Source organism: Paenibacillus prosopidis (genome assembly GCF_003337375.1).
Taxonomy (GTDB): Bacteria; Bacillota; Bacilli; order Paenibacillales; family Paenibacillaceae; genus Pristimantibacillus; species Pristimantibacillus prosopidis.
On sequence record NZ_QPJD01000002.1, the window covers coordinates 378216 to 403696 of the forward strand.

Annotated in this window: 32 protein-coding genes; 5 read left to right on the top strand and 27 right to left on the bottom strand. The window is 47.7% G+C overall.

Annotated elements, in window-relative coordinates; all coding sequences use genetic code 11:
• Positions 1-3: 3 nt before the first annotated feature.
• The 16 genes from folD to DFP97_RS04175 form a co-directional block, all read right to left on the bottom strand.
• Complete coding sequence (folD, locus tag DFP97_RS04100) at positions 4-864, bottom strand: bifunctional methylenetetrahydrofolate dehydrogenase/methenyltetrahydrofolate cyclohydrolase FolD (protein ID WP_114378694.1); 861 nt, start codon at positions 862-864, stop codon at positions 4-6.
• Positions 865-910: 46 nt separating this feature from the next.
• Positions 911-1354 carry a transcription antitermination factor NusB gene (gene nusB, locus DFP97_RS04105; protein WP_114378695.1) on the bottom strand — a complete coding sequence of 148 codons (444 nt, stop codon included), beginning with the start codon at positions 1352-1354 and terminating at the stop codon, positions 911-913.
• A 148-nt stretch (positions 1355-1502) separates the two neighbouring features.
• Positions 1503-1733 carry a DUF2273 domain-containing protein gene (locus DFP97_RS04110; protein WP_114378696.1) on the bottom strand — a complete coding sequence of 77 codons (231 nt, stop codon included), beginning with the start codon at positions 1731-1733 and terminating at the stop codon, positions 1503-1505.
• A 14-nt stretch (positions 1734-1747) separates the two neighbouring features.
• On the bottom strand, positions 1748-2305 hold the full coding sequence (gene amaP / locus DFP97_RS04115; protein ID WP_114378697.1) for an alkaline shock response membrane anchor protein AmaP: 558 nt from the start codon (positions 2303-2305) through the stop codon (positions 1748-1750).
• Between the two features lie 99 nt (positions 2306-2404).
• Positions 2405-2812, bottom strand: coding sequence for an Asp23/Gls24 family envelope stress response protein (locus DFP97_RS04120; protein ID WP_114378698.1), 408 nt, complete (start codon positions 2810-2812; stop codon positions 2405-2407).
• Between the two features lie 136 nt (positions 2813-2948).
• On the bottom strand, positions 2949-4304 hold the full coding sequence (accC, locus tag DFP97_RS04125) for an acetyl-CoA carboxylase biotin carboxylase subunit (protein WP_114378699.1): 1356 nt from the start codon (positions 4302-4304) through the stop codon (positions 2949-2951).
• 53 nt (positions 4305-4357) lie between these two features.
• Complete coding sequence (accB, locus tag DFP97_RS04130) at positions 4358-4861, bottom strand: acetyl-CoA carboxylase biotin carboxyl carrier protein (RefSeq protein WP_114378700.1); 504 nt, start codon at positions 4859-4861, stop codon at positions 4358-4360.
• Positions 4862-5088: 227 nt separating this feature from the next.
• Entirely contained in the window at positions 5089-5706 is a 618-nt protein-coding gene (locus tag DFP97_RS04135; protein ID WP_114378701.1) for a SpoIIIAH-like family protein, read from the bottom strand.
• Positions 5707-5737: 31 nt separating this feature from the next.
• Entirely contained in the window at positions 5738-6367 is a 630-nt protein-coding gene (spoIIIAG, locus tag DFP97_RS04140; protein ID WP_114378702.1) for a stage III sporulation protein AG, read from the bottom strand.
• 31 nt (positions 6368-6398) lie between these two features.
• Positions 6399-7154 carry a stage III sporulation protein AF gene (gene spoIIIAF, locus DFP97_RS04145; RefSeq protein ID WP_181873352.1) on the bottom strand — a complete coding sequence of 252 codons (756 nt, stop codon included), beginning with the start codon at positions 7152-7154 and terminating at the stop codon, positions 6399-6401.
• Positions 7155-7171: 17 nt separating this feature from the next.
• A complete protein-coding gene (spoIIIAE, locus tag DFP97_RS04150; RefSeq protein WP_114378704.1) occupies positions 7172-8410 on the bottom strand; it encodes a stage III sporulation protein AE in 1239 nt (412 codons plus the stop codon).
• A 5-nt stretch (positions 8411-8415) separates the two neighbouring features.
• Positions 8416-8811, bottom strand: coding sequence for a stage III sporulation protein AD (spoIIIAD, locus tag DFP97_RS04155; RefSeq protein ID WP_114378705.1), 396 nt, complete (start codon positions 8809-8811; stop codon positions 8416-8418).
• A gap of 39 nt (positions 8812-8850) precedes the next feature.
• A complete protein-coding gene (gene spoIIIAC, locus DFP97_RS04160) occupies positions 8851-9054 on the bottom strand; it encodes a stage III sporulation protein AC (protein WP_114378706.1) in 204 nt (67 codons plus the stop codon).
• Positions 9055-9069: 15 nt separating this feature from the next.
• The gene (gene spoIIIAB / locus DFP97_RS04165) at positions 9070-9588 is read right to left on the bottom strand and encodes a stage III sporulation protein SpoIIIAB (protein WP_114378707.1); all 519 of its coding nucleotides are present in this window, start codon (positions 9586-9588) and stop codon (positions 9070-9072) included.
• On the bottom strand, positions 9585-10637 hold the full coding sequence (gene spoIIIAA, locus DFP97_RS04170) for a stage III sporulation protein AA (RefSeq protein ID WP_114378708.1): 1053 nt from the start codon (positions 10635-10637) through the stop codon (positions 9585-9587). Before spoIIIAA ends, spoIIIAB begins: the two co-directional genes overlap by 4 nt.
• A gap of 104 nt (positions 10638-10741) precedes the next feature.
• On the bottom strand, positions 10742-11008 hold the full coding sequence (locus DFP97_RS04175) for a YqhV family protein (RefSeq protein ID WP_181873353.1): 267 nt from the start codon (positions 11006-11008) through the stop codon (positions 10742-10744).
• Between the two features lie 155 nt (positions 11009-11163).
• On the opposite strand from DFP97_RS04175, the gene comA reads away from it, so the two are divergent.
• The 3 genes from comA (at position 11164) to DFP97_RS04190 (ending at position 13305) form a co-directional block, all read left to right on the top strand.
• Entirely contained in the window at positions 11164-11991 is an 828-nt protein-coding gene (gene comA / locus DFP97_RS04180) for a phosphosulfolactate synthase (protein WP_114378710.1), read from the top strand.
• A 56-nt stretch (positions 11992-12047) separates the two neighbouring features.
• On the top strand, positions 12048-12758 hold the full coding sequence (locus DFP97_RS04185) for a 2-phosphosulfolactate phosphatase (RefSeq protein WP_114378711.1): 711 nt from the start codon (positions 12048-12050) through the stop codon (positions 12756-12758).
• Positions 12759-12849: 91 nt separating this feature from the next.
• Entirely contained in the window at positions 12850-13305 is a 456-nt protein-coding gene (locus tag DFP97_RS04190; protein WP_114378712.1) for a DUF441 domain-containing protein, read from the top strand.
• 99 nt (positions 13306-13404) lie between these two features.
• On the opposite strand, the gene DFP97_RS04195 is transcribed toward DFP97_RS04190, so the two are convergent.
• The 5 genes from DFP97_RS04195 to DFP97_RS04215 all read right to left on the bottom strand — a co-directional run bounded on the left by DFP97_RS04195 (position 13405) and on the right by DFP97_RS04215 (position 17504).
• Positions 13405-14658, bottom strand: coding sequence for an aspartate kinase (locus DFP97_RS04195; RefSeq protein WP_114378713.1), 1254 nt, complete (start codon positions 14656-14658; stop codon positions 13405-13407).
• A gap of 122 nt (positions 14659-14780) precedes the next feature.
• Positions 14781-15338: an elongation factor P gene (efp, locus tag DFP97_RS04200; RefSeq protein ID WP_114378714.1), complete on the bottom strand. Its 558-nt coding sequence runs from the start codon at positions 15336-15338 to the stop codon at positions 14781-14783.
• Between the two features lie 28 nt (positions 15339-15366).
• Entirely contained in the window at positions 15367-16440 is a 1074-nt protein-coding gene (locus DFP97_RS04205; protein ID WP_114378715.1) for a M24 family metallopeptidase, read from the bottom strand.
• A 27-nt stretch (positions 16441-16467) separates the two neighbouring features.
• Complete coding sequence (gene aroQ / locus DFP97_RS04210) at positions 16468-16908, bottom strand: type II 3-dehydroquinate dehydratase (RefSeq protein WP_114378716.1); 441 nt, start codon at positions 16906-16908, stop codon at positions 16468-16470.
• A 92-nt stretch (positions 16909-17000) separates the two neighbouring features.
• Complete coding sequence (locus tag DFP97_RS04215; protein WP_114378717.1) at positions 17001-17504, bottom strand: YqhR family membrane protein; 504 nt, start codon at positions 17502-17504, stop codon at positions 17001-17003.
• A gap of 215 nt (positions 17505-17719) precedes the next feature.
• Here DFP97_RS04215 and DFP97_RS04220 point away from each other — a divergent pair, with 215 nt between their 5' ends.
• Both DFP97_RS04220 and DFP97_RS04225 read left to right on the top strand, forming a co-directional pair.
• Complete coding sequence (locus DFP97_RS04220) at positions 17720-18691, top strand: DUF1385 domain-containing protein (RefSeq protein WP_114378718.1); 972 nt, start codon at positions 17720-17722, stop codon at positions 18689-18691.
• 27 nt (positions 18692-18718) lie between these two features.
• Positions 18719-19036, top strand: coding sequence for an MlaD/PqiB family protein (locus tag DFP97_RS04225; RefSeq protein WP_114378719.1), 318 nt, complete (start codon positions 18719-18721; stop codon positions 19034-19036).
• A gap of 82 nt (positions 19037-19118) precedes the next feature.
• Here the strand turns inward: DFP97_RS04225 and mntR are convergent, their stop codons facing one another.
• The 6 genes from mntR to metG form a co-directional block, all read right to left on the bottom strand.
• On the bottom strand, positions 19119-19541 hold the full coding sequence (gene mntR, locus DFP97_RS04230; protein ID WP_114378720.1) for a transcriptional regulator MntR: 423 nt from the start codon (positions 19539-19541) through the stop codon (positions 19119-19121).
• 121 nt (positions 19542-19662) lie between these two features.
• On the bottom strand, positions 19663-20376 hold the full coding sequence (locus DFP97_RS04235; RefSeq protein WP_114378721.1) for a cytochrome c biogenesis CcdA family protein: 714 nt from the start codon (positions 20374-20376) through the stop codon (positions 19663-19665).
• Positions 20377-20397: 21 nt separating this feature from the next.
• A complete protein-coding gene (locus DFP97_RS04240; RefSeq protein WP_114378722.1) occupies positions 20398-21207 on the bottom strand; it encodes a metal ABC transporter permease in 810 nt (269 codons plus the stop codon).
• Positions 21191-22015 (bottom strand): metal ABC transporter ATP-binding protein, encoded by an 825-nt coding sequence (locus tag DFP97_RS04245; RefSeq protein ID WP_114378723.1) that lies wholly within the window; start codon positions 22013-22015, stop codon positions 21191-21193. The genes DFP97_RS04240 and DFP97_RS04245 overlap by 17 nt, the downstream gene beginning before the upstream one ends.
• A gap of 58 nt (positions 22016-22073) precedes the next feature.
• Positions 22074-23123 (bottom strand): metal ABC transporter solute-binding protein, Zn/Mn family, encoded by a 1050-nt coding sequence (locus tag DFP97_RS04250; protein ID WP_114378724.1) that lies wholly within the window; start codon positions 23121-23123, stop codon positions 22074-22076.
• Between the two features lie 326 nt (positions 23124-23449).
• A complete protein-coding gene (metG, locus tag DFP97_RS04255) occupies positions 23450-25453 on the bottom strand; it encodes a methionine--tRNA ligase (RefSeq protein WP_114378725.1) in 2004 nt (667 codons plus the stop codon).
• Positions 25454-25481: the final 28 nt, after the last annotated feature.

Below are 25481 nucleotides of genomic sequence, written 5' to 3' on the forward strand. Positions count from 1 at the left end.
ACGTCACTCCTTGATTCCGTTTGCCCTTTTTGCCGCTGTAATCGTATTTTTCATAAGCATTGTAATGGTCATGGGACCAACGCCGCCAGGTACAGGTGTGATATATCCAGCTGATTCCAGACAATCTTCATAATCCACATCGCCTGCCAGCTTGCCGTCAGCTAACCGGTTGATACCCACATCGATAACAATTGCGCCTGGTTTAACAAATTTACTGTCAATTGCTTTTGCCTTACCGATTGCTACAACAAGAATATCGGCTTGCTTAGCGATCTCTTCCATATTCGCGGTGCGCGAGTGACAGATGGTAACGGTAGCATTTTCACGAAGCAGCAGCATGGCGACAGGCTTACCGACAATATTGCTTCTGCCGATAATGACTGCATGCTTACCCGAAATTTCGACTCCGCTCCGTTTGATAAGCTCAATCACTCCTGCAGGTGTGCAAGGCAGTAAGCTATCATCGCCAATCACTAAATTACCTACACTCTCCGGATGGAAGCCGTCCACATCTTTGTCGACGCGGATAGCATCAATTACGGCTTTCTCGTTTATATGTTTAGGAAGCGGCAATTGAACAAGAATGCCGTTAATCGTAGATTGATTGTTCAAACGGTCAATGACAGCGAGTAAATCTTCTTCGCTTGTCGCCGCCGGCAAGCGGTGTACTTCCGAATAAAAACCAAGCTGCTGGCATGCCTTCTCTTTCGAGCCGACATATACCTTTGAGGCTGGATCCTCGCCTACGAGTACTACTGCCAGACCAGGAACGACACCCTTATCTTTAAGGGCTGCAGTTTCCGTAATCATTTCCTCACGTATAAGGTCGGATATTTTTTTACCTTCAATGATTTGTGCGCACATAGCTCCAGTCTCCTTTTCAGTCGATGTTTAACGTTTCCTGTTGTTTTTAAGATTTTAATTCATTTAATCCGAGCAATAATTTACCGAGCACGCCGTTAACGAATTTACCTGATTCCTCCGTGCCGAAATGCTTTGCTAGCTCGATCGCCTCATTAATTGCCGCCTTCGGTGGAACATCATCCCGGAATACCATTTCATAGCATGCGAGACGCAGTACTTGTCGGTCGACACGAGACAAACGGTCAACCTGCCATCCCGTCAAAAATTGCTGCAGCATGCCGTCGATTGCTTGCTTCCGCTCCATAACGCCGTATACCAGCTCACGCACAAACTCGTCCGTGCTGCCAATCTCAGAAGGATCGGCACCAATTTCATTATCTTGACGAAGCTCTTCCATCAGCATATCGACCGCGTCTGAGGCCGAAACCTCATTCATTTCCATTTGATATAAACTTGAAATCGCAATTTCTCGTGCTAATCTTCGTTTCATGTGACCTCCACGGCAGCATTAATGCCGATTATATTGATTTATTCTAGTACTTCCCTAAAATCCATCTTTCCAAAAAAAAAACTATGATCTCCTCCCTGCCCCGAATAAGCGGCTAACCGGATTCCGGAGTACGGAGGAGACCACAGGATCATCTAAACGGTCGAAATCTTTCTAACAACGCATACCAAAGCCGCTGCCATGGAAAGATAGGTCCGTTATTTAATTCCTTCTGCTTGCCGATCCAATAACCGATTGAGACGAGCAGTCCTACAAAGAGCATGTCCCAAAAACCGACGAACAAATATAAGAAACCGAAAAAAAGCCCCGATGCAGCCCCTGCAACACGTTTCCCATAGATGGCCCAGAACTCTCTCCACATCAGCAAACTCACCTCTATTCCACGCGACTCTTAAACGTGCCCGTTTGAATGATGTTAGCCACATAGACGGCGACATTCATAACGGGTATTCCAGCAATATCCTCTACATGCTCTTTGACGGCGCGTTGAATCTCTTCTGTAAGCACTGGAATAGAACTTTCACCGTCGACAACCGCGCGAATAACAATATCAAGCCCTGCATCAGTAGCTCGGATGCGTGCGCGCAAATCTTTGACTCCGCGCTGGCGGGATGCTGCTTTAAGCGCCAAGTTTTCGATCGTTTCAAGTGAGATACGGATATCTCCAAAGTCGGTTCTTTGATCAATAGATGGAGCCGAAGCGGAGCCGCGCATCAGCGATACAATAAAAAAACGCAAACTCAATACAAATAGGATGACACCCGTTACCGCTAGCGTAATTTGAATGGAATCCAGCCGATATAAATCGGTTAAAAGATCGTTCATCACGTCCTTCGATATCCAGCCAAATCCTATGCTTAGCAGAAATACAGACAAGCATCCGATTACAATGCTATAAAGAAACAAAAGCAGCTTGTCCACGACTTTAACCAACGTAGCGCCTCCTCTTGTCAAGCCGAATGAAAACCCCCTTGTGCCGAGCGGCATGCCCATTCACGAGGGGGTTGTACGGAATTCAATTAACATTGCAAATTATTTTACTCGATGATGGAAATCTTCTTCTTCCGGTTTATCAGCCGTTTTGAAATGTACATCGTGAATATGTACGTTCACTTCAACAACGTGGAGCCCAGTCATCATCTCGATAGAGCGTTTCACATTTCGTTGAATTTCCGAAGCGATCTCCGGAATCTTATTGCCGTACTCAACGATTATGGAAACATCTACAGCAGCTTCGCGCTGACCTACTTCAACCTTAACACCTTTGGATAAGTTTTTACGGCCAAGAAGCTCTACTATGCCGCCGGCGAACCCGCCGCTCATTCCAGCAACGCCCTTCACTTCAATCGCAGCTAATCCAGCGATTACTTCAATGACTTCAGGTGCAATTTGAATGGTGCCAATGTCCGTTTTCTCATAATCCGCAGCAATCGTACTCATGGTGGTTGTACACCTCCTTAAAGTTGCGCGTACTCAGCATTTAAGCCAAGCAATAAACCGCATCTTGTTAATATACTATAACATTCGGCAAGAAATATGACAAACTATACTAGTTGTTCACATCTTTGTCGGTTGCTCATTCCGGAACGTTAATATCATGCTCCTCAAGAAACTTTATGTCGAAGTTTCCTTGAATGAACTTGGAGTGATTCAGAAGCTTTAAATGGAACGGAATCGTAGTCCGAATGCCTTCGATGGCAAACTCCGAAAGTGCTCGTTTCATCCGCGCGATCGCTTCCTCACGAGTGGAGCCCCATACGATCAGCTTCGCGATCATTGAATCATAATGCGGGGAAATCGTATAGCCGGGATACACCGCACTATCCACTCGAACTCCCGCGCCGCCCGGCGGCAAGTAAAAAGGAATCGTACCAGGCGACGGCATGAAATTACGTTCGGAATCTTCCGCATTAATGCGGCACTCAATGGACCAACCATTGATCTTCAAGTCGCTTTGAGCGAAAGAAAGCGGGTTTCCTTCAGCTACGGAAATCATTTCTTTAATTAAATCCACGTTTGTGATCATCTCGGTTACGGGATGTTCGACTTGAATACGCGTATTCATTTCCATGAAATAAAAGTTTCCGTCGGGTCCAAGCAAAAATTCTAATGTACCCGCACCCGAATAATTAACCGCGAGTGCTGCGCGCACAGCAGCTTGCCCCATACGTTCACGCAGCTCGGGAGATAATACTGCGCATGGCGCTTCCTCTACAAGCTTTTGCCGTCTACGCTGAACCGAGCAATCGCGCTCAAACAAATGTACGGCATTTCCGTGCTTATCAGCCATAATTTGAATTTCAACGTGCTTCATGCCGGTTAAATATTTTTCCAAGTAGACTCCTGCATTGCCGAACGCCTTCTGCGCTTCCTGCTGTGCCGTCGTAATTTGCTGAACAAGCGTCGACTCGTCTTCCGCGATCCGGATCCCCTTACCTCCGCCGCCTGCTGTTGCTTTAATAATTACGGGATATCCGATTTGGCGAGCAACGCTAACCGCTTCATCCATACTTTCGACAAGCCCGTCAGAGCCCGGAATAATCGGCACATCGGCCGATTTCATCGTAAGCTTGGCCACTGCTTTATCGCCCATTTTGTTAATGGCATCAGGTGATGGACCAATAAACGTGATGTTGCATGACTCGCAAATTTCCGCAAAGTCAGCGTTTTCAGCGAGAAATCCGTAACCGGGATGAATCGCGTCACATTCGGTTATCGTAGCTACGCTCATAATATTCGTTAAATTTAAATAGCTGTCCTTGGATGCTGTCGGTCCGATGCAATAAGCTTCATCGGCTAACCGGACATGCAGCGAGTCGCGATCCGCTTCGGAATAAACAGCGACTGTGCTAATACCAAGCTCGCGACATGCGCGAATAATTCTAACCGCAATTTCGCCGCGATTTGCAATTAATATTTTGTGAAATTTCACGTAGGAACCCCTTTCAAACAACAGTTTCCCTGTTCGGACGTTAAATCACCGGGTTATTCTGGTTTAACAAGAAATAACGGCTGGCCATACTCTACAAGCTGACCGTTGGAGACTAAAATTTCGACGATCTCACCGCGAACTTCTGCTTCCAGCTCGTTCATCAGCTTCATCGCTTCCAAAATGCAGACAACGCTCTTCTCATTGATACGGTCGCCGACTTTGACGAATGCCGATGCTTCAGGAGACGGCGAACTGTAGAACGTGCCTACCATCGGAGATACGATTTGATGCAGGTTTTCAGCAGGCGGAACCGATGGCGCCGCTTCTTGAGCAGCTTGAGGCTGTGCGAATGCTTGAGCAGCAGGCTGTACAGGCTGGCTAAACTGCGGTGCATGCGAATATGTATGCGTAATCGGAGCCGCTTGCACATTCACCACTTCTGTTTTGCCAGGCTTGCGGATGAGCAGGCGAGTCCCTTCGTTTTCGATTTCCAGCTCATGAACGGAAGTTTGATCAACCAATTTGATCAACTCTTTGATCTCGCTCAATTTGAACATGAATATTTTCACTCCTTAAATTTGCGATAGCTATTGCTTCCATGGCATCGAACAGCAATTGTATTCATGCCAATCTATCCAATTCTTTCACATAACGTTTAATATTATATCATAAACAAGCCTGAACACGAATCATTTTTTCCATAGCACTTAATGAACAGCCAAAAAAAGCCCCTGCCGTCTTCAGCTAAGCGCTGGTGACGACAGGGGCTTTTCAAGAAATTCAATTAAGGTACATAACGAACGGATACTTGATCTGCTCCCACATCCATGGTACTCATCACTAATTTGATAATGTCGGCCGCTTGTTTCTTCTCCAGCTTTTCACTTGAAACGACAACCTTGAAATGATCGCTCTCCTCGTCGATCACAGCGATTTCATACTCCTTCATGAGCTCCGACTCCAAGCTTGTAATTTTTGCATTTTTCTCTTCCAGCATATCGAGCTCGGTCATCGCCGCTACGGAGTCCTCTTGCTTGTTTTGCGTCTCGGCAATGACTGCCATAATACGGTTTTCCGCTTCGGTGTTTTTAAGCTCCCGCTTCGCAAGCAGTTCACTGAACAATCCGCCTGCAGCCAGACCTTGCTCTTCTACCATATCCAGCACTTCTTGATCTGCATCGCTGATGATTGAATCATCTGCTGTCTGCTGAACTTCGTTCAATACAACACCCTCCCCGCTCGTTGCTGCTTCAGTCGCATTCTGAGCCGCTTGCTCCGTTTGAGTACCGTCTGTCAGAACCTCAGGCGACTCCACGTCCTGCGTAAACAAATAATACGCCGATAATACCACCATTAAGCTAAGCATCGATACGAGCCATACCGTTTGTCTTTTCGTGTTCATGAGAACACCCTCCCCAACTCTTCAATTTAGTTTATTGTTTGCTTGGCACAACAGAAATTCGATTAACCGGCACGTTTACGCCCTTCTCCACCGCATTGATGATTAAACGTCTGACCGTCACATTTTCGGCACCTTTAGCAACTATGAGAATACCGCGAATGCGCGGGTTAATCGTTTTGGTAATAATGGGCTTCTGTTCTCCCGACACTTCAACCAATACGACCTGTCCGTCTTTCGTTATCGATGTGATGTGTCTCCGGCCTCCGTTGCGGTCGTTTTCATCTGTTACTTGCTGTGATTCCTGCTCATTGCGCTCAACGACTATTTCTTCTGTCGAATCGATCGTTACGAGCACATCGACCGTTCCGACTCCAACGATTTTCTCCAAAATTTCTTTCAATCGCGTCTCCATAGGATGCTCGATCGCTTCGAACGACGAGCCGGATGACGCCGATCTGCCCAACACGGGCTCTGATTGCGGCGGCGGATTCGGATCTTGGGCCGAAGGTTCGACTTCATTAAAAGTCAGAAAAGAATTCATAATCATTAGCGCTGCGCCAATCCCTCCAACGATAAGCAATAATCGCAGCGTCCGTACTCGCTTCGGGCCGCCGGGACCGCCGCCAACCGCTGATTCAATGCCATCAAGCCACTTGGCCACCGCGCCATACCTCCTCTCCATTCGCGCTTTTTTATTTTGAATTGCTTTGTTCTACCGGCTGTCGAACAACTATATGATTGGCGTCTACACCCCAACCTTGTATGATTAGTGTGCTGATTGCTGCAGCTGTAGCCGGTTCTGCCCCAATCCATTTCTCATCATCGCGCTCCTGCTTCTGTACGTTTTCTGAGTCAGTGCCAGATTCCGCCGGAATGGCCCCAGCTTCACCCTCGTCAATACGTTCAATCTCAATATCAACCGCAACAGGTGACACATCTTCTACTTGAGTGCCTTCACGAACCAATCCAGCTTGATTATCGGCTGATTTTAGCGTGACGGTTACTTCACTGATGTAAGGCGTCTGTCGCCCAGACACCGCCGCCCACTTCAGCACTGCGTCAACGCTGTCCACCGGTGCTTTCGTTCGCTCTGTAAGCTCGCTTTTGATTGAATCCTCGAGCGTCCGCTCCGTAAGCTTGGCCGCTTCCAGTTCACGCTTCTCGCTTAACCGCTCTGCATCCCGCCTAATCTGATCCAAGCCTGGCATCTGCACTTCCTTGGTCGTCGCCGACCTGCTCCACTCATCCATGCCTTCATCAAGCTTCGTACCAATATCGCTTTGAATGAGTTTCAGAATCGGCGACAAAATCGTTAGTAAAATAAATAATCCGACGACGAGCCTCGCATACCGCTGCATTGCTTTATTTGGCAGCAGCAGCTCGACAATCACCGCAAGCAATATAACCGCGATAATATCTCTCAGCCAGTCGCTTAACCAAGCAACCACAGCATTCGACTCCTTCCTCAGCGAACCATGAGCGCCGCATTTCCCGCCGTCAAAATAATCGTAACGGCCAGGAAAAACATAAGGCTGACAGCCGCTAGCGCAGCAAACACATAAATCATTGTTTTACCTATCGTCTGCAAGCAGTTCACGATTGGAGAATTTCCCAGCGGCTGCATGACAGCAGCAGATATGTTGTAGATGAGCGCTAACGTTAATATTTTGATGGCAGGAAACGCGCTTATGAACAGCAGGATGATGACGCCGGCTAGTCCGATTGCATTTTTGGCTAGAATCGATGCTGAAACGACAGTATCAGCCGCATCCGAGAACATTCTGCCGACGACTGGAACGAAGTTGCCTGTTACGAATTTTGCCGTTCGCAGCGTAACCCCGTCTGTTACCGCTCCCGTCGCTCCTTGAACGGAAACGGCGCTAAGAAATAAAGTGATCAGCACTCCCATTACCGCTACGCCGATCGTCCGAAGCAGATTCGCAAGCTGGGTAACCTTAAACTTATCTGTCAGTGCGCTTACAATATGCAGCACCGCCGAGAAGAATAGTAGCGGAAATACAACCGTATAGATGAGCGTCCCAACTGCGTGAATCATAAATATAATGAGCGGATGCAGCACGGATACGGTGACGACATTTCCCATCGAAGCAAGCAGCGTAAGCAGCAGAGGCACCATCGCAAGCATGAATTGAATCATGCTCTCAATTGCGCCCTTCGCATAGCCGATTGCAACATGGAAGCTGTTAACGGCTATTATGATAAGCACCATATAAGTAATCGAGTAGGCTACCTTACTTACTGCGTTACGTTCAAAAGCGTTCTGCAGCGTTTCCAGTACCATGCTGAAAACAGTCAGCATAACAATCGTTACAAGCAGCTTGCCGTTATACAGTACCTCGTGCCACATATACTTGAGCAAGCCCTTAAGCATATCTGTCAGCTTCAAGCCATCGCCGCCTGGAATTATCATTTCCATAAAGCTCGGTACACGCTGATCCGGAAAAAAACCTCCGTATTCGCTGCGAAGCTTGTTCCAATAGGACTCGACTGCTTCCGTTTCCAGTCCATCCAATTGCTGAGCCGCAAGCTCTTCGGATAATTGATCCGGCTTGATCTGATCATTTGGCTCAGAGGTCCCTGCTCCCGCATAACCGATAACCGGAACGAAAGTGAAGAGAAAGGAACCTATAAGGGCGCAGAGCAGCAGCTTGATCCCTTCTCGGGTGGAAGAGAGCTTTATCATTGGCCTCAGCCCCCGTCCGGCAGCAAGCCAATAACCGTCTCGACAATAACGCTAATAATCGGAACGGCCATGACGAGAATAAACACTTTGCCGGCAAATTCAATTTTTGAAGCAATACTCTCTTGACCAGCGTCCCTTACGATTTGTGCTCCGAACTCCGCAATGTACGCGATCCCGATTATTTTTAATACCGTCTTCAAGTAAATGGAAGGGATGCCCGATCGACTAGCCAAATCCTCAAGAGTGGAAATGACGATTTCGATTTTGCCGATTACATACAGAAAGATGAACAAGCCTGTAAATGCGGCGAGCAAAAAAGCGAACATCGGCTTCTGCTCCCGAACGACAAGTATAAGTACTGTAGCCATCAGGCCGAGGCCGACGATTTGAATCATTTCCATTTTGCTCACCTACTTGCTTGCACGTCCATCTGGAGACGTCTACTGGAACAAAAATATCGTTTTTATTTCCTGGAACAAATCATTGAGAAGCCGAACGACCATAAACATTACGACAACGAATCCGATTAGCGTAACCCAATGCGCCATATCTTCCTTTCCCATCTGCTTCAAAACCGTATGGATCATAGCGATCACAATTCCGATTCCGGCTATTTGGAAAATGGCGCTCACATCCATGTTCATCTGTGCGGCACCCCATTACACCATCAAAATGACGATCAGCACAGCGATCAAAATACCGAGACTTTTCCACATTTTCTCGTAACGCCCTTGATCGTCTCTCGCTGCGTCCTCCTCTGCTTTCAGCTGCAACAGTGCTAGACGTATATGCTTCATTTGATCTTCCTTATCGCTTATTCCAAGCGTTGATCCTAATCTGATCAACACCGACTGCTCATTGCTGCGCATAGAAGTTGTCCCCCAGTGCGATTTGATCGCCTGTTCCCAGCTGTCGCGGAAAGTCATGCTTTCCGTTTCCAAGATCCCGCTAGCCGCTTTGCGAAATAGTGCCGAAAGCGGTTCTGGCGTTGCCGCAGCTGTTCTTTCAAGCGCCTCCGGCAGCGGGGTGTGTCCATAGCCGATTTCCGTCTCCAGCCTCTGCAGCGCGTGTGCGAGCTGACGCAGCTGACGCGGACGTTCGGCAAATTTTGCCGCCTGCTGAAAGCCAATCATCGTACCCGCGAACAAGATAAGAACCGCTCCAAGCAGCTTAATCAAGGGTCATCAGCTCTAAACCGTCCTGAGGATACAGGTGCCGAATCGACTGGCTGACGGTGATGGGCAGCAGAAGCTTCACGAGCGGTTGCGGCCCGTCCAATTGTATTCGCTGATACGACGCGGTGCATAATCCCTTCTACTGTCCGCTTCAGCTCAACGATGTAAGTAAATGCACCTTCGTCCAGCAATCTTTGCAGCACGGGTCTTCCTCTAGCATCCTGCAAATCGTAAGCATGCGCTGTCGCGACTACGCTGATTCCTGCATGGCTTGCTTCACGGATGGCCTCCCCATCCTCCGGCCGTCCGATCTCATCGGCAATCAGCACCTCAGGAGACATAGACCTTAGCAGCATCATCATTCCTTCGGCTTTCGGACATGCGTCCATCACATCGGTTCTCGGTCCAACGTCGAATGTCGGTATCCCGCGTACACAAGCCGCAATTTCGGAACGTTCGTCTACGATTCCGACCTTTCTGCCTTGCCAGCCACTCGTTTCAAGAGCTGGCCATAAGCCGTAGCTAACGGATCTTGCGATGTCGCGTACAAGCGTCGTTTTCCCTTGCTGAGGAGGTGCTAATATGAGTGTGGAATGTAACGTCTTCCTCGTTCGATCGACCAGCTTTGGCAGCAAATGGGTGCTGGCGCCGATCACCTCTCTGGCTACCCTGATATTGAAAGCGCCAATATCGCGAATGCCTCGCACCACGCCGCTGTCCAGTATCGTCCTACCCGCTAATCCAATGCGGTGTCCGCCCGATACCGTAATAAATCCTCTACGCAGCTCCTCCTCCATTGCATATAAGGAGTAATTGGTAATACGTTCGAGAAGCTTACGGCATGTATCGGCGGATGGCTTGTATGCGCCATCCGCCGTATGCCGCAGCGAACCGTCAGCCATCATAAACCGCGATTGACCGCGAAACCCGATTTCAAGCGGACGTCCCTCTCTTATCCGGATTTCTTCCAGCTGCTCCTGCATTTGATCAGGAAGGCGCTCCAGCAACGTCTTTAGCTCCAAAGGCAGCAAGTGTACCACGCGTGCCAGCATGCAATCATCACTCCCGGATGTTTGTCCTTCGTAGTTCCTATTTGTATGCTTGCCAGGTGAAAATATGACTCCACAAGTCATCCGTTTACTAGATTTACAGTCTATTATTTTTTTAAAATACCGATCATCAAACAAATGACGCCGGCAGCTACCCAAATAAACTTGGACGGCGACAGCTTGTCTGACAGACCGACTAGTCCAACTGTTGTCGTGGCGATAAGAATGAGAGGACCTACTAACGCAAGTGAAGAATTAACGACTAGCGCTTTATCGATTTGGTTTAATCGAAGCATGAGAAGCGCAGCGCAAATTTCGATAGTGCCTGAAGCAAGACGCAGCGAAGCCATCGTCAAAACAATTTTATTGAGCATGGGCAAACGACCTCCCTTCATAAATGCAATTGTTTTTTATTTATATGCACGCTTGTCTGCCTTTCATGCCGGGCACCTGCCTACCCGCAGCCGCATATAGTAAACAATTGGTTAGCTCATTAAACCAATAATGACAGCGCGAGGAGCGAAAGATGATGAGAACCGCAACTGTTGAAGAGTGGCACCACCTTCTGCAAGACCCGAGCGGAAGGCGCACTGCAGGACGAATGAACCGTAATGGACAGACGATGGTCATTGATAAAGGGATAGGTCCGAATTTATTTTCGGATTTTATTCAGCTAGCTGGCCCTTATGCCGATATTGTGAAGCTCGCATTCGGTACCTCCGTCCTTTACGCTCCAGAATTGCTCAGGCATAAGCTGAAGCTTGCAACGGAGCAGGGACTCATAATCATGCCTGGAGGCACTTTGCTGGAGACAGCTATACAGCAGCAGAACGTAAGCTCATTTATGGATACGATTTGTTCGTTAGGATTTAATGGAATCGAGGTTTCGGACGGCACAATAGAATTGGACCGCAAACGCAGAACTGCTCTTATAAAAGAAGGCATTAAACGCGGTTTGTATGTCGTTACCGAATATGGAAAAAAAGCCGCCGGATCAACGATCGATCCAAACGAGCTTGCTTTCACTGCTGAATGCGACTGGGAGGCAGGCTCCATGCTCGTAACGGTGGAAGCACGCGAATCGGGGCTCGATGTCGGCCTGTTTGATGAAGAAGGGCAATGCCGTGAGGATACGCTGGAGCAAGTGCTGTCCAAAGTAAGCGACAGCAGCCGACTAATGTGGGAAGCCCCATTAAAACAGCAGCAAGTCTATTTATTGAAGCAGTTTGGCGCTAACGTTCATCTCGGCAATATCGCACCCTCAGACGTACTGGCACTAGAAGCAATGCGTCGGGGTTTGCGCTCAGACACGTTTGAGTTTGGCCATGTCTCTGAACCCAATTACTACATGATTTAAGTAAGAGTGATGGCACTTCAATAGAAGTCCATAGAATAGAAGGGCGGTAAAAAAACATGCAAGTCCAGGTTATATCAAGTGTGAATGAAGCCAGCTCCGCAAGGTTTCATCACAAAACGGCCATTATAATCGATGTGCTTAGAGCAACAAGCACCATCATTACCGCTATAGCAGCAGGTGCCTTGTGCGTCATTCCCGCGGAAACCGTGATGGAAGCGCGAGCGCTGCAACGCCCGGGCGACTTACTCGGCGGCGAACGCTTTTGCCGAAAAATCGCTGGCTTCGACCTGGGAAATTCGCCTGATGAGTACACAGAGCAAGTCGTCGCCGGACGGCGAGTTGTTCTGACCACAACGAACGGAACCCGGGCCATTCATAAAGCGATGCGCGCGGATCATGTGCTGACTGCATCCATCTTAAACGCAGAGGCTTGCGCTCGCACAGCTATTGAGCTGCGGCGGGATGTCGTTATTTTGTGCGCAGGAAGCCATGATGAATTTGCGATTGAGGATGGTTTGTGCGCCGGACTCGTACTTGATAAGCTGCATACTATAAGCGGCGTAGGCTTAGAAATGGATGATTTTGGTACGGCTATGCTTGCACTTTATCGACATCGCTCTACATTAATAAGAGAAACGATTACGAATGGAATGACTGGGAAGCGATTATTGAAGCTTGGGATGAAGCGTGATATCGAGGCTTGCTCTTCCGTTGATATCTATCAGGTTGTTCCGAGATTGAATGGCGATCTGTTAATGCGTGCCTAAATTAGACATAACCGAAGAGGGCTGTCCATATAATGTAGCAGTGCAGCATAAGATGCGCTGCTTTCATTCTGCCCTATGAGGAGTTCTTGCAATGGCTGGAGAAATCGTTCTAGTAGCATTAATTATCATTGGGTTAGTCGGCCGATCTCCTATCATAGCGACTGCCGCTTGTATTTTACTAGCCGTAAAGCTTGTTCATTTGGAACGGTTTCTTCCTTCTATTGAACGGCGAGGATTGGAGCTCGGCCTGCTGTTTCTAACCTTTAGCGTTCTAGTTCCGTTCGCTTCGGGACGTATCCACCCAAAAGATATAGCTGCCGTTTTAACTACTTGGCCGGGGTGGCTCGCCTTAATCGGCGGCGCGGCTGCAACTTACATTAACGGCAAAGGGCTGGATCTGCTGCGTATCGATCCGCAAATTATCGTCGGTCTCGTTCTAGGTTCCATCGTCGGCATTGTTTTTTTGCGCGGCGTACCGGTTGGACCTCTTATGGCAGCTGGAATTACAGCTTTATTGTACAAGCTGTTCAAGCTGATAGGCGGTTAGCTTGCCTCTTGTAACAAAAAGGCCCGTTCCGTTACCGGAACGAGCCTTTTTTATTAAAATATAAGAATAAATAAGTTGCAAACCCGGTTTTGCGGAAAATTAACGACGTTCCTGCGGGCCGCCAACAAATACTTGATCAGCCGTATCAAGACCATATGCCGTATGAAGAGCACGCACAACGTCGTTCAAAGGCTCAGCTGTAATTACACAGGAGCACTTAATTTCAGACGTGCTTACCATCTTAATGCTTACGCCGAGTGAAGAAATCGTCGCAAACATTTTCGCTGCAACGCCCGGGTTGCTCACCATGCCCGCTCCAACGATCGATACCTTCACTAAGTCCGCTTCGGATGTTGCTTCGCGGAAAGATACGGTGCTGCGAATACCTTCGATGACTCTAATTGCTTTGTCTTTATCATCTCCGGAAACGGTGAAGGAGAAGTCGGCTTTGCCGTCCTGAACACCGCTTTGCACGATAATGTCAACATCGATGCCGTTGTTTGCCAATGCGCCAAATACGTTCGCAAGAACACCAGGAACATCTTCAACGCCCATTATACTAATTCTAGCTACATTTTTGTCAAACGCGATGCCGCGAACGACCACGCCTTGCTCCATGACCGCTTCCTCCTTCACACTAGTACCTTCGTTTTGGGTAAAGCTTGAGCGTACAACTAGCTTAACGTTGTTATGCTTTGCATACTCCACCGCGCGCGGATGAAGCACCGCTGCGCCCAAATTAGCAAGCTCAAGCATTTCATCATAGGAAATTTCATTCAGCTTGCGAGCATTCTTCACAACGCGAGGATCTGTCGAATAAATGCCGTCCACGTCCGTGTAAATTTCACAAACATCAGCATTCATAGCCGCTGCCATAGCAACCGCAGTCGTGTCAGATCCACCCCGGCCGAGCGTCGTGATTTCCCCTTCTTCCGTCATCCCCTGAAAACCTGCAATTATGGCAACATTGCCCTGCTCCAGTGCTTTAAACACACGCTCAGGATGAATGTTGGTCATTTTCGCTTTACCGTGCACCGCTTCCGTCCGAATACCTGCCTGCCAGCCGGTAAAGGAAACCGCGCGGTGGCCGGACTGGTGAATCGTCATCGATAGCAAAGCAATCGATATTTGCTCACCAACCGTAAGCAGCATATCCATCTCCCGCGCCGGCGGGTTCGGATTAAGCTGCTTCGACTGATCGATTAAATCATCTGTCGTATCACCCATAGCAGAAACGACGACAACGATATCGTTGCCCTCTTGCTGCCTCTCAATTATTCGCTTCGCTACACGCTGCATCCGCTCCGGCGTTCCAACGGAGCTGCCGCCAAACTTCATCACTATCAACGACAAAGCTGATTCACTCCCAACCTTGACATATACATACAAGACAATATTATACCACAAAAGTCTGCCACATGGGTATATCCGCCTGCAAAAAAACCGTCCGAAACGATCGGACGGTCAGATCACTGCTATGCGCGCGAAATGTATTTACCTTCGCGGGTATCGATAAGCAAAACGTCGCCTTCGTTGATGAACAATGGCACTTGTACGTTAAGACCAGTTTCTACCTTAGCGTTTTTTGTTGCGCCTTGCGCTGTGTTGCCTTTTACGCCCGGCTCAGTCTCAATAACCTTCAGCTCAACGCTGTTTTGCATTTGAATGCCAAGAATTTCGCCTTGGTAGCTCGAAATGTTAACATTCATGTTTTCTTTCAAAAAGTTCAATTCCCATTCCAGCTGCTTCTTGTCCAGGTTGAACTGGTCAAACGTTTCGTTATCCATGAACGTGTATTCCGAACCGGAGTTGTACAAATATTGTACTTCACGGTTTTCGATGATAGCTCGTCCAATGCTTTCACCAGCACGAAACGTTTTCTCAACAACGTTGCCATTGCGCAGGTTTTTCAGCTTGGAGCGCACGAATGCTGCGCCTTTTCCCGGTTTTACGTGTTGAAAGTCAAGAACGGTGAAAATATCTGTGTCTACTTGTACGGTTAATCCTGTTTTAAAGTCGTTTACTGAAATCAATGCTGATTCCCTCCTGAATGAATAGTCCTCAGCCCAAAATGATCAAGTCTTTCGGGGATGAGGTTAATATTTTAATACCGGTTTCCGTAATGACGATATCGTCCTCAATACGTACCCCGCCGAAGCCGGGTAAATATATGCCGGGTTCTACCGTTACGGTCATGCCGGGGGTTAAAATCGTGTCGCTTAATTTAGACAATCTTGGCGCTTCATGAATTTCCATGCCAAGTCCATGTCCTGTACCGTGTCCGAAATGATCGCCATAGCCATATTTCGTAATAACATCGCGAGTTAACGCGTCCGCTTCCCGGCCGCTCATGCCCGGCTTAATATGCTCCAGTGCATGCAGCTGCGCTTCAAGCACGATATTGTAAATTTCACGATGCTTATCTGTCGGTGTTCCGACAACGACGGTTCGTGTCAAATCGGAGCAATAACCGTTGTAATAGGCACCAAAATCGAGCTTTACAAATTCATTTGTGCCGATCATACGATCGCTCGCTACACCATGCGGCAATGCCGACCGTTCACCTGAGGCTACGATTGTATCGAAGGAAGACGATGTGGCGCCATGGCTGCGCATATACACTTCCATTTCAAGCGCAATATCCGTCTCACGAACACCCGTATGGATAAGCTTCAAAATATGGTTGAACGTGCTGTCAGCAAGAGCTGCCGCTTCCTGCATAATTTGCAGTTCGGCTTCATCCTTAATGATGCGAAGACGTTCAACAAGCCCTGAAACAGGCTCAAGCGCAATGCCGGACAACGTTTTCGTCCAAGCTGTAAATTCGCCGTATACGACGTGGTCTTGTTCAAATGCCAGCTTCGTCAGCTTGTGCTGGTTTAAAAGCTCGCGAACATTTTCAAGCGGGCTGGGCCCATGCTCCACAATTTGAAAGCCGGCCGCTTGCTGCGGCGCCTGCGAGCGATAGCGGAAATCAGTCAACAAATAGCTTTCGGCTTGCGTGATAAGCACCATGCCTGAGGAGCCGGTAAAGCCGCTGATATAACGGCGGTTATGCTTGCTTCCAATTAATATAGCTTCCAAGCCTTGTTCCTCAAGCAGTTGACGAAGACGCTTTACTCTTGCGTTAGGCATAACCGTCTCACCCTTTCCCTATTCGCATTACGAATTTTGCAAATGGCGCACGAGCGCAGTAAGACCCAGCTCGTAGCTGTGAGAGCCAAAGCCGGCTATTTGACCGACCGAAATCGCAGCAACGACCGAAACATGGCGAAACGTTTCTCTTTTGTGAATGTTCGACATGTGTACCTCAACGACCGGCAAGCCTACCGTACTAAGCGCATCGCGCAGTGCATAGCTGTAGTGCGTCCAAGCGCCGGGATTAATAACAATGCCGTCGGCTTTGCCATATACACTATGTATTCGATCAATCATTTCGCCCTCATGATTCGTTTGGAAAAATTCAACCTCGGCGCCAAGCGCCTCCGCTTTATCCTTCAAGAGCGATTCAATGAATGCGAGCGTTTCTGTCCCATACACGCCTGGCTCGCGAATACCCAGCATATTCAGGTTCGGACCGTTTAAAACTACAATTTTGTGCATAAATGCACCTCCCAAGCAACCGAATCCGTTGTAGCGTCAAAGATCATTAGCCATTTTACCACAAATGCCCGCTGCTTGAGAAGTAGAAGTCGTCAGTGCATCTTGATTGGTTCCCGCGATGCTTCATCCGTAAACTCAAAGGCGATTGAATAACCGATAAAAACACCCCAAAGCAGAAATACGCATAACTCGGTATATAGTGTATTCCAGCCTGCTATCGTAATGCTCTTGGTCATACCGAATAGTGGTCCTATTCCAATAAATATAATAGCCCACCACACAAGACCGTAGCCAACGCCTGGCCATGGACCGCGAATTCGCCCCAGTACTATTTTATAAAGGACAGCCGCAGCTATAGAGACCAGAATAAAGCTGCATATACCGACAAGCACTCCCCATCCCGATTTCAGAAAGGCAGGCTGAAAAAACGGATAGACAGCAAATCCGGGACTCTCAATCGTAAATTTCATTTCATAAAACAACCAGCGGATCGTTCCCCAAATGAGTCCCGCAAAAAAACCGATTTTAATCGAGTAGATCCAGGGATTCGTATGGTGCTGTTTATAATCGTGGCCTTCGTGCTTTTGTACTGTCAAATTACATAACCTCCAATCTTATATCCATTCATATCCTGCTTAGTATGTGAAATAATACCGAACCGTAACCGTCCGTCTCCTTTCCGTTCAACATGCTGCGATGATGCTGGCGTTGGCAATTGGCCGATAGATCAAGTACAATAGATTTACAAAGTTATAGGCGCATTCGTCGCAACATCCATGACGATAACCCACTCAAGGAAGGTGACAAGCACTTGCCGCAAGACTCCAGAAGTATATATGGCGGACAAGCGGTTATTGAAGGCGTTATGTTTGCTGGCAAACACGTTAACGTAACGGCTGTCCGACGCAAAAATGATGAAATTGTTTTTTACGAGGTGCCCCGCACATCCAAGCTGTGGGTGCAGCGATTGAAGAAAATACCGCTTCTGCGCGGAGTGGTCGGGATCGTAGAATCAAGCGCTAAAGGCTCCCAGCATTTGAACTTCTCCATGGAGGCATATGCTGAGGATGAAGCCGGTGAGCAAAAGGAAGGCTCGAACGCAGAACAAGCCACAGGGGCGAAGGAAGAGAAGAAGTCAAGCGGCTGGAGCCTCAGTATGTTAGTAGGCGTTGCAGTTGCCGGCGTACTATCATTTATTTTCGGAAAGCTCATCTTTACCGCAGCCCCCGCAGCAATAGAAGAATTGCTGTTCGCTGGGGTATTTGATAACAAGGTCGGTCATAATTTATTAGAAGGACTTATCAAAATCATATTATTGCTTGCGTATTTGTATTTTATTTCGATGACTCCTATTATTAAGCGTCTATTCCAATATCACGGCGCCGAGCACAAGGTCATTAGCGCTTATGAAGCCGGTGAAGAGTTGACGGTAAAAAACGTACAAAAATACAGCAGGCTGCACTATCGCTGCGGTTCCAGCTTTATCGTATTTACAGTAATAGTCGGTGTTATCGTCTACTCGCTCCCGTTTTTCACATGGGACACGATCTGGGAGCGTATTTATATCCGTATCTTGCTGCTGCCGCTCGTGCTTGGCATTTCGTACGAGGTGCTCCGCTGGACAAATGCACTTCGTGAAACGCCAGTGCTTCGCTTTCTCGGGTTTCCGGGCTTGTGGCTTCAGCTTCTAACGACAAAAGAACCGCAAGACGATCAAGTTGCCGTTTCCATTGCTTCTTTCAGCCGGATGCGCGAGCTTGATCAGCAAATGAACCGATCTTAATGTGAACAAGGAAAGGCGGGCTTTAGAATGAGCAGAATGCCGCGTAGATGGAATGTTTGGTCAATCGCATTTTTGGCATTAATAGGTATCGGACTGGTTTATGGCGCAGTCCGAAGTCCTGGCGCATTTATCGTTCCGATCGTTGTGCTTGGCGGTATCTTCCTGCTATATAAGTTCCCGCCTTCATTCCTCAGCGGGTATGGCTCTAAATCGGGTCGTACGCAGGTCAAGCAAAGCCGCGCTGCCGCAGCCAAAACCAAAACAAATAAACCACGCTCTAAAACGGTGCCGTTCCGCGTTATTGAAGGCGGCAAGGACGATGACGATTTACCTAAATATCACTAATGACGCAAAGCATAGCAAGAAAACAAAAAAGGTCTGCGGGCATGATGCCCGCAGACCTTTTTGTTTTCTTGCGCTTTATGTACTACTCGCTGTCCATCTCAGCCCGAACCGCACGGAGCTCGTCCAGCCGTTGCGAATCCCGGCGGAAATACTCGACCAATGTTTCAATGCATGTTATAGAGTCCCAGCTTAAGTGATGCTCGATACCTTCAACATCTTGATAAATATTTTCATCCTGTACGCCAATCGTCGTCAGAAACGATTCTAACAGCTGATGGCGGTCGACAAGTCTTTTTCCCATTTTCTTGCCTTTATTCGTCAGGACTAACCCGCGATACTTTTCATAGATCAAATAATTATCTTTGTCGAGCTTCTGAATCATTTTCGTGACCGAAGAAGGATGAACCTCAAGTCCTTCTGCAATATCCGAAACACGCGCATATCCTTTTTCATCAATGAGCTTATAAATTCTTTCCAAGTAGTCTTCCATGCTCGGTGTCGGCATTGAAGAACCCCCTAACCATACTTCTTCACCTTGTTTCCTCGGCGTTACTCTATGTATCATACACTGTTCATTACGTTCACTGCAACCTGTTCTCCTAGCGCCATAGAAGCTTCAGCCTATGTTAAAAGGTTAACCATTCTGGCGTAATAAGATTAAGCCATATTGTAATTTTGGTCATTTGGTCGGTAAAGAGCAGCAATCCCATTAAAATCATGACCGCTCCCCCTATCTTCATGACAAGAGAGGAATACTTCAATATCCACCTTGCTGTGCCAAGGAAAAAGGCTAACACAAAAAACGGAATTGCAAAGCCAAGCGCGTAAGCAGTCGTTAATTGAAACCAGGTACCAGGCTCTGTTGCAGCCAGACCCAAAATGGCCGTTAATGCCGGTCCCATGCAAGGAGTCCATCCCGCGGAAAAGCCAATCCCGAAAACAAAAGAACTGATATAATTTGCTTTTTTCGGAATCAAATTCATCCGCCGCTCTTTCATAAGCAGCTGCGGTTGAAATAAACCAATGAGAAACAGACCCATCAAAATGATTAAAATGGCTGATAATTGCCGGATTAATTGCCTGTATTCGCTGAACACTTCGGCAAAAACATTCGTGCCGTAGCCCAAAGCGTAGTATACAGTACAGAAGCCTAAAATGAAAAACAGCGTATGCGACATCGTCCGCATACGTTTTTGTTTGGAGCTGTTATTCTCCTTCAAATCCGTTACCGAGATACCCGTTATGTACGATAAATAGGACGGATACAACGGCAAGCAGCACGGTGAAATAAATGATGCAAAGCCGGCGCCGAAAGCCAGCCAAATGTTAATGTCAGGCACTCCTGTTCACCCCAATTCAATTCAACTTCCGGTTCGTATACCCCGCTTAAGCACAAGAAGCAAGAGCAGAATCGCAATAAGCAAAAGTACAATGGTACCACCCGGCGCCAAGTTCCATATACCGGCAATTAGCAATCCTATGACTACAGCCAGTTCACCTACAATAACGACTGTAATTACGCTTTGACGGAAGCTGCGGGCAATGATGAGACTGCAAGCAGCCGGAATGGTAAGCAGCGCTGAGACAAGCAGAGCGCCGACTATTTTAATAGAGACACTAATAACGAGTGCGGTAAGCACGCTAATCATAACATTATAAAATTTGACGGGCAAGCCGCTCACCGCTGCCGCATCTTCATCAAACGTAATTAGGAACAATTCTTTTACCTGCGTCCGAATGGCAATTAACACCACAACAGTAACGCCTCCAATAACATACAAATCCGTATTGTTCAGCGTATAGATGCTGCCAAATAAATAGCTGTTCACATTTACGTTAAAGCCTTTGCCAATCGTAAAGAGCAGTGATGCCAGTGCAACCCCGCCGGACATAATAATGGCAATTGACAGCTCGGCATACGTTTTATAAGCCTTACGAAGCTTTTCGATTGCGAAGGATGCAGCAATCGCGAACATTAAGCCTACGGCGACCGGATATACCCCGATTAAGAAACCGAGCGCTACACCAGCAATCGATACGTGAGACAACGTGTCCCCGATCATAGCCAGCCTCCGCAGCACAAGAAATAAGCCCATCAGCGGTGCAGTCACGCCAATGAGCAACCCGCCAATAAGGGCCCGTTGAAAAAATTCACTAGTTACGATCTCCAATCAAAACAACCTCTTTCCCGCTTTCCATTTGCTCTCTCAGCCCCTTCAAGCTGTGAGCTAAGTTGTCCTCCACGCAGTTCTGCGTCTCGTGCGAATGCTTAATATGAAATTTCAGCTTTCCGTTCTCAGCTGCCGGCTGTTGTCCCAGATAAGAACGAATCATGTCCAAATCATGCGATACCATCAAAAACGTCATATTGTGATGCTGATGCATGTGTTTAATCATATGGAAGAAGCTTTCCTGTGTCTCTGTATCAATACCTACAGTCGGTTCATCCAAAATAAGCAGTGACGGGTTGTTTATGAGCGCCCTCGCCAGAAATACGCGCTGCTGCTGGCCGCCCGAGAGCTGTCCAATCCGCTTGCCGCTTAAATCCTCGATTCCCATCGCATGAAGCGCATCCTCGCATTTTATATAATCGGACTTGGTCACCTTCTTAAAGATTTTGCTCCGTCCAAGCAGCCCTGACAGCACGACTTCACGCACGGTAGCCGGAAATAACGGATTAAAAGAATTTTTCTGAGGAACATATCCGATACGCTCCCACTGCTTAAACCTGTCAATGTTTTCGCCGAATAATCGGATCGTACCGTGCGTCGGCTTCAGTAATCCAACGATCATTCGCAGCAGCGTTGTCTTACCGGCTCCATTCGTGCCGATTAAACCGATGAAGTCCCGTTCCTTCACCGCGAAGCTGAGATTCGAAATGACAGTCTGCTGTTGAAAAGAAAAGGAGACGTCTTCCATTGAAATAACCTCTTGATGGCAGTTAAAATCGGCATTTGCTATTTTGTACGGTTGCGCCATAATTTCTCTCCTCACAGCAATACGGAGCTGAATCAGCTCCGCAGGTTTGCCTTTTGTTCTATTGTAATGCTTGCAGTAGATTTTGCAAGTTTCGTTCCATCAACGAGAGATACGTTTCTCCCGCTTTCTCTTGTTCCGGCGTCAACCCTTCAAGCGGATTAAGCACCAATGTATCAACATCGGCTTCGTCGGCAAGCGTCTTCGCCAGCTGATCTGAAACGAGCTCCTCGAAGAAAATATATTTCACATTATTCTCTTTCACAAACTTTGTTATTTCGAGCAAATCTTGACCGCGAGGCTCGGCATCAGCGCTTAGTCCCATAATAGCAACCTGATTCAACCCGTAATCTCTTGCTAAATAGCCGAAAGCTTGATGCGAAACGACAATGTCTTTACTCGCCGTTTGTGCAAGCTTAGCGGTGTAATCCGCATCAAGCGCCTCCAGCTTTTGCTTAAGAGCATCATAATTTTTTTCATAATCGGCTTGGTTTGCCGCATCGACTTCGATTAAGCTGTTTTTCACATTTTCCGCCAGCTTGAGTGCAGATTTAGGACTAACCCAAGTATGAGGATCCAAACCGCCGTGGTCATGCTCTTTCTCATCCGCATGCTCATTCGCATGTTCATCCTCATGTTCGTCTGCGTGCTCTTCCTCTTCTTCAGTACCTTCAATTAGGGTAATGCCGTCGCTCATTTCCTTCGTTACTACCGTGCTGTCCTTGGACAAGCCTTTTAGAAAATCGTCAACCCAGCCTTCCAGGCCAGCACCATGATACAGAAACAACTGTGCATTCGAAGCCGTATCCAAATCGCGGCTCTTCGGTGTCCAATCATGCGGCTCTACGCCTGAAGCTACCAAATTAACAGCCTTCACATGCTCTCCGCCGATCTCGGATGCTAAATAGTATAAAGGATAAAAGCTCGTTACGACGCTCACTTGCTGTTTTTCCACAGCGTTATTAACGCTGCTATCATTCGCAGCATTGGTAGTATCAGCAGGATTATTAGCTATATTTGCATTACTTCCACATGCTGCCGCAAAAATTAACAAAGCTGTTAGAAGGACACTAAGCGCTGTAAAGCGGAGTGATTGTTTCGAATATTTCATTTCGTTATATCTCCATTTCTATTCTGGTCTTGTTCGTAATCGTTATTATTACGTTTTGTATTATACGATGCTGGCTATAGACTGTCAACCATATCGGGCCCAAAAAATTTTCATAGGAATGAAAGATAGATGAAACTTATATCCTGCAGCAAACCGTATCTAATCACATGTATTGACCAATTAAGGATGAAATATGACACCCGCCTCAGCTTCTCATCAGGAATATTTGCATAAAAAGGCCATTTAGATCGTAAGAAAATCGATCTAAATGGCCTTTTTGGGGGTGAGTTGCATTCGGTTTTATTGTCGACCTTCCTGATACACGTTTATTTTACCACTGCACCATTCGGCATTTCTTCAGGCACCGTAGCCAGTGTCAGCATATCGCCATGCGACGCAGCTAAAATCATTCCCTGCGACCATTCGCCGCGCAGCTTTACTGGCTTCAGATTCGTAACGCAAATCACCTTGCGGCCGACCATTTGCTCAGGCGTGTAAAACTTCGCAATACCGGAGACGACTTGACGCTGCTCGTATCCAAGATCCAGCTGCAGCTTAAGCAGCTTGTCGGCTTTGTGTACCGGTTCTGCTGCTATCACTTGCGCTACTCTAAGCTCAACCTTAGCAAAGTCATCAATCGCAATTTCTTCTTTGCCCTCTGCTTCGGGCTGAGAAGCTGCACTTTGCTGGGGAGAAGCTGTTCCGGCAGCTTCAGTCGTATCGGCCGGTTGCTCCGGCTGTATTCCGCCTCCCATTTCAGCTGCGATAAAAGCAGCTTCCTCCGCTGTATCGAGGCGCGGGAATAACGGCGAGTCTTTGCTTACCTTCGTACCGCCAGGCAGCTGACCAAATCGCTTCGTGCTCTCCCAAGTTGTCAGCTCGCCTTGCTTAATGCCAAGCTGCTTCCACATTTCGCGCGGCGCATGCGTCAAGAACGGCTGCAGAGTGATCGAAACGATCCGCAGTGATTCAGCAAGGTGATACATGACGGAGGCTAGCTCCCCGTTTTTCGCTTCATCCTTCGCGAGTGCCCATGGCTGCGTTTCATCAATATACTTGTTCGTCCGGCTAACGAGCTGCCACAATGAAGCGAGCGCTACCGAGAACTCCATATTCTCAAGCGCAGCTTCTACTTGGCTTATCGTTTCCCCTGCAAGCTTCTGCAGCGACTCGTCAAAAGCAGTTACCGTTCCCGTGAAAGACGGTATAGCACCTTCAAAATATTTATCGATCATCGCTATTGTACGGTTCAGCAAATTGCCGAGATCGTTTGCCAAGTCAAAGTTAATTCGCTCGACGAAATTTTCAGGCGTAAACGTTCCATCCGCACCGAATGGCACCTCGCGAAGCAAATAATATCGCAGTGCGTCAAGACCGTATCGGTCGATGAGCATAACAGGATCAACCACGTTGCCCTTCGACTTCGACATTTTTCCGTCCTTCATCAGCAGCCAGCCATGCGCGAACACCTTCTTAGGAAGCGGAAGATCGAGAGCCATCAGCATAATTGGCCAGTAAATCGTATGGAAACGAACAATTTCCTTTCCCACCAGATGAACGTCAGCAGGCCAGAAATCGCGATATTTCTGATCCGCTCCTTCTTTTCCGAAACCTAAGGCAGTAATGTAGTTCGATAAGGCATCGATCCATACGTAAATGACATGTTTCGGATCGCCGGGAACTTTAACGCCCCAATCGAACGTCGTACGTGAAACCGCCAAATCTTCCAGCCCTGGTTTGATGAAATTGTTGATCATCTCGTTTTTACGCGACTCCGGCTGGATAAAGTCCGGATTTTCTTCATAGTACTGCAGCAAGCGGTCAGCGTATTTGCTCATGCGGAAGAAATAGCTCTCTTCCTTCACCAGCTCCACTGGACGGCCGCAGTCAGGACATTTACCATCTTCCAGCTGACGTTCTAAGAAAAAAGATTCGCAAGGCGTGCAGTACCAGCCTTCATACGTGCCTTTGTAAATATCGTCCTGCTTAAGCAGCTGGGCAAAAATTTTCTCGACTACCTGCTTATGACGATCCTCAGTCGTACGAATAAAATCATCGTTGGAAATTTCAAGCTTCGCCCATAGCTCTTTAATGCCGACCACGATGTCGTCTACAAACTGCTGCGGCGTTTGATCCTTTTCCTTCGCTTTGCGTTCGATCTTTTGTCCGTGCTCATCCGTTCCAGTCAAGTACCATACATCATAGCCGCGAAGACGCTTATAACGCGCCATTGCATCACCCGCTACCGTCGTGTAAGCATGGCCGATGTGAAGTTTATCGCTCGGATAATAAATAGGCGTCGTAATATAGAATGTATTTTTTTTCGTCATTCTGGATCCTCCTCAAAGTTTTATGAAG

What these genes read in the sequence shown, in the direction of transcription:
- folD (WP_114378694.1), bottom strand. Translation starts at nt 864, where the DNA reads ATGTGCGCACAAATCATTGAAGGTAAAAAAATATCCGACCTTATACGT.
- nusB (WP_114378695.1), bottom strand. Translation starts at nt 1,354, where the DNA reads ATGAAACGAAGATTAGCACGAGAAATTGCGATTTCAAGTTTATATCAA.
- DFP97_RS04110 (WP_114378696.1), bottom strand. Translation starts at nt 1,733, where the DNA reads ATGTGGAGAGAGTTCTGGGCCATCTATGGGAAACGTGTTGCAGGGGCT.
- DFP97_RS04120 (WP_114378698.1), bottom strand. Translation starts at nt 2,812, where the DNA reads ATGAGTACGATTGCTGCGGATTATGAGAAAACGGACATTGGCACCATT.
- accB (WP_114378700.1), bottom strand. Translation starts at nt 4,861, where the DNA reads ATGTTCAAATTGAGCGAGATCAAAGAGTTGATCAAATTGGTTGATCAA.
- DFP97_RS04135 (WP_114378701.1), bottom strand. Translation starts at nt 5,706, where the DNA reads ATGAACACGAAAAGACAAACGGTATGGCTCGTATCGATGCTTAGCTTA.
- spoIIIAE (WP_114378704.1), bottom strand. Translation starts at nt 8,410, where the DNA reads ATGATAAAGCTCTCTTCCACCCGAGAAGGGATCAAGCTGCTGCTCTGC.
- spoIIIAD (WP_114378705.1), bottom strand. Translation starts at nt 8,811, where the DNA reads ATGGAAATGATTCAAATCGTCGGCCTCGGCCTGATGGCTACAGTACTT.
- spoIIIAC (WP_114378706.1), bottom strand. Translation starts at nt 9,054, where the DNA reads ATGAACATGGATGTGAGCGCCATTTTCCAAATAGCCGGAATCGGAATT.
- spoIIIAA (WP_114378708.1), bottom strand. Translation starts at nt 10,637, where the DNA reads ATGCTGGCACGCGTGGTACACTTGCTGCCTTTGGAGCTAAAGACGTTG.
- DFP97_RS04175 (WP_181873353.1), bottom strand. Translation starts at nt 11,008, where the DNA reads ATGCTCAATAAAATTGTTTTGACGATGGCTTCGCTGCGTCTTGCTTCA.
- comA (WP_114378710.1), top strand. Translation starts at nt 11,164, where the DNA reads ATGAGAACCGCAACTGTTGAAGAGTGGCACCACCTTCTGCAAGACCCG.
- DFP97_RS04185 (WP_114378711.1), top strand. Translation starts at nt 12,048, where the DNA reads ATGCAAGTCCAGGTTATATCAAGTGTGAATGAAGCCAGCTCCGCAAGG.
- DFP97_RS04190 (WP_114378712.1), top strand. Translation starts at nt 12,850, where the DNA reads ATGGCTGGAGAAATCGTTCTAGTAGCATTAATTATCATTGGGTTAGTC.
- DFP97_RS04205 (WP_114378715.1), bottom strand. Translation starts at nt 16,440, where the DNA reads ATGCCTAACGCAAGAGTAAAGCGTCTTCGTCAACTGCTTGAGGAACAA.
- aroQ (WP_114378716.1), bottom strand. Translation starts at nt 16,908, where the DNA reads ATGCACAAAATTGTAGTTTTAAACGGTCCGAACCTGAATATGCTGGGT.
- DFP97_RS04225 (WP_114378719.1), top strand. Translation starts at nt 18,719, where the DNA reads ATGAGCAGAATGCCGCGTAGATGGAATGTTTGGTCAATCGCATTTTTG.
- mntR (WP_114378720.1), bottom strand. Translation starts at nt 19,541, where the DNA reads ATGCCGACACCGAGCATGGAAGACTACTTGGAAAGAATTTATAAGCTC.
- DFP97_RS04245 (WP_114378723.1), bottom strand. Translation starts at nt 22,015, where the DNA reads ATGGCGCAACCGTACAAAATAGCAAATGCCGATTTTAACTGCCATCAA.
- DFP97_RS04250 (WP_114378724.1), bottom strand. Translation starts at nt 23,123, where the DNA reads ATGAAATATTCGAAACAATCACTCCGCTTTACAGCGCTTAGTGTCCTT.
- metG (WP_114378725.1), bottom strand. Translation starts at nt 25,453, where the DNA reads ATGACGAAAAAAAATACATTCTATATTACGACGCCTATTTATTATCCG.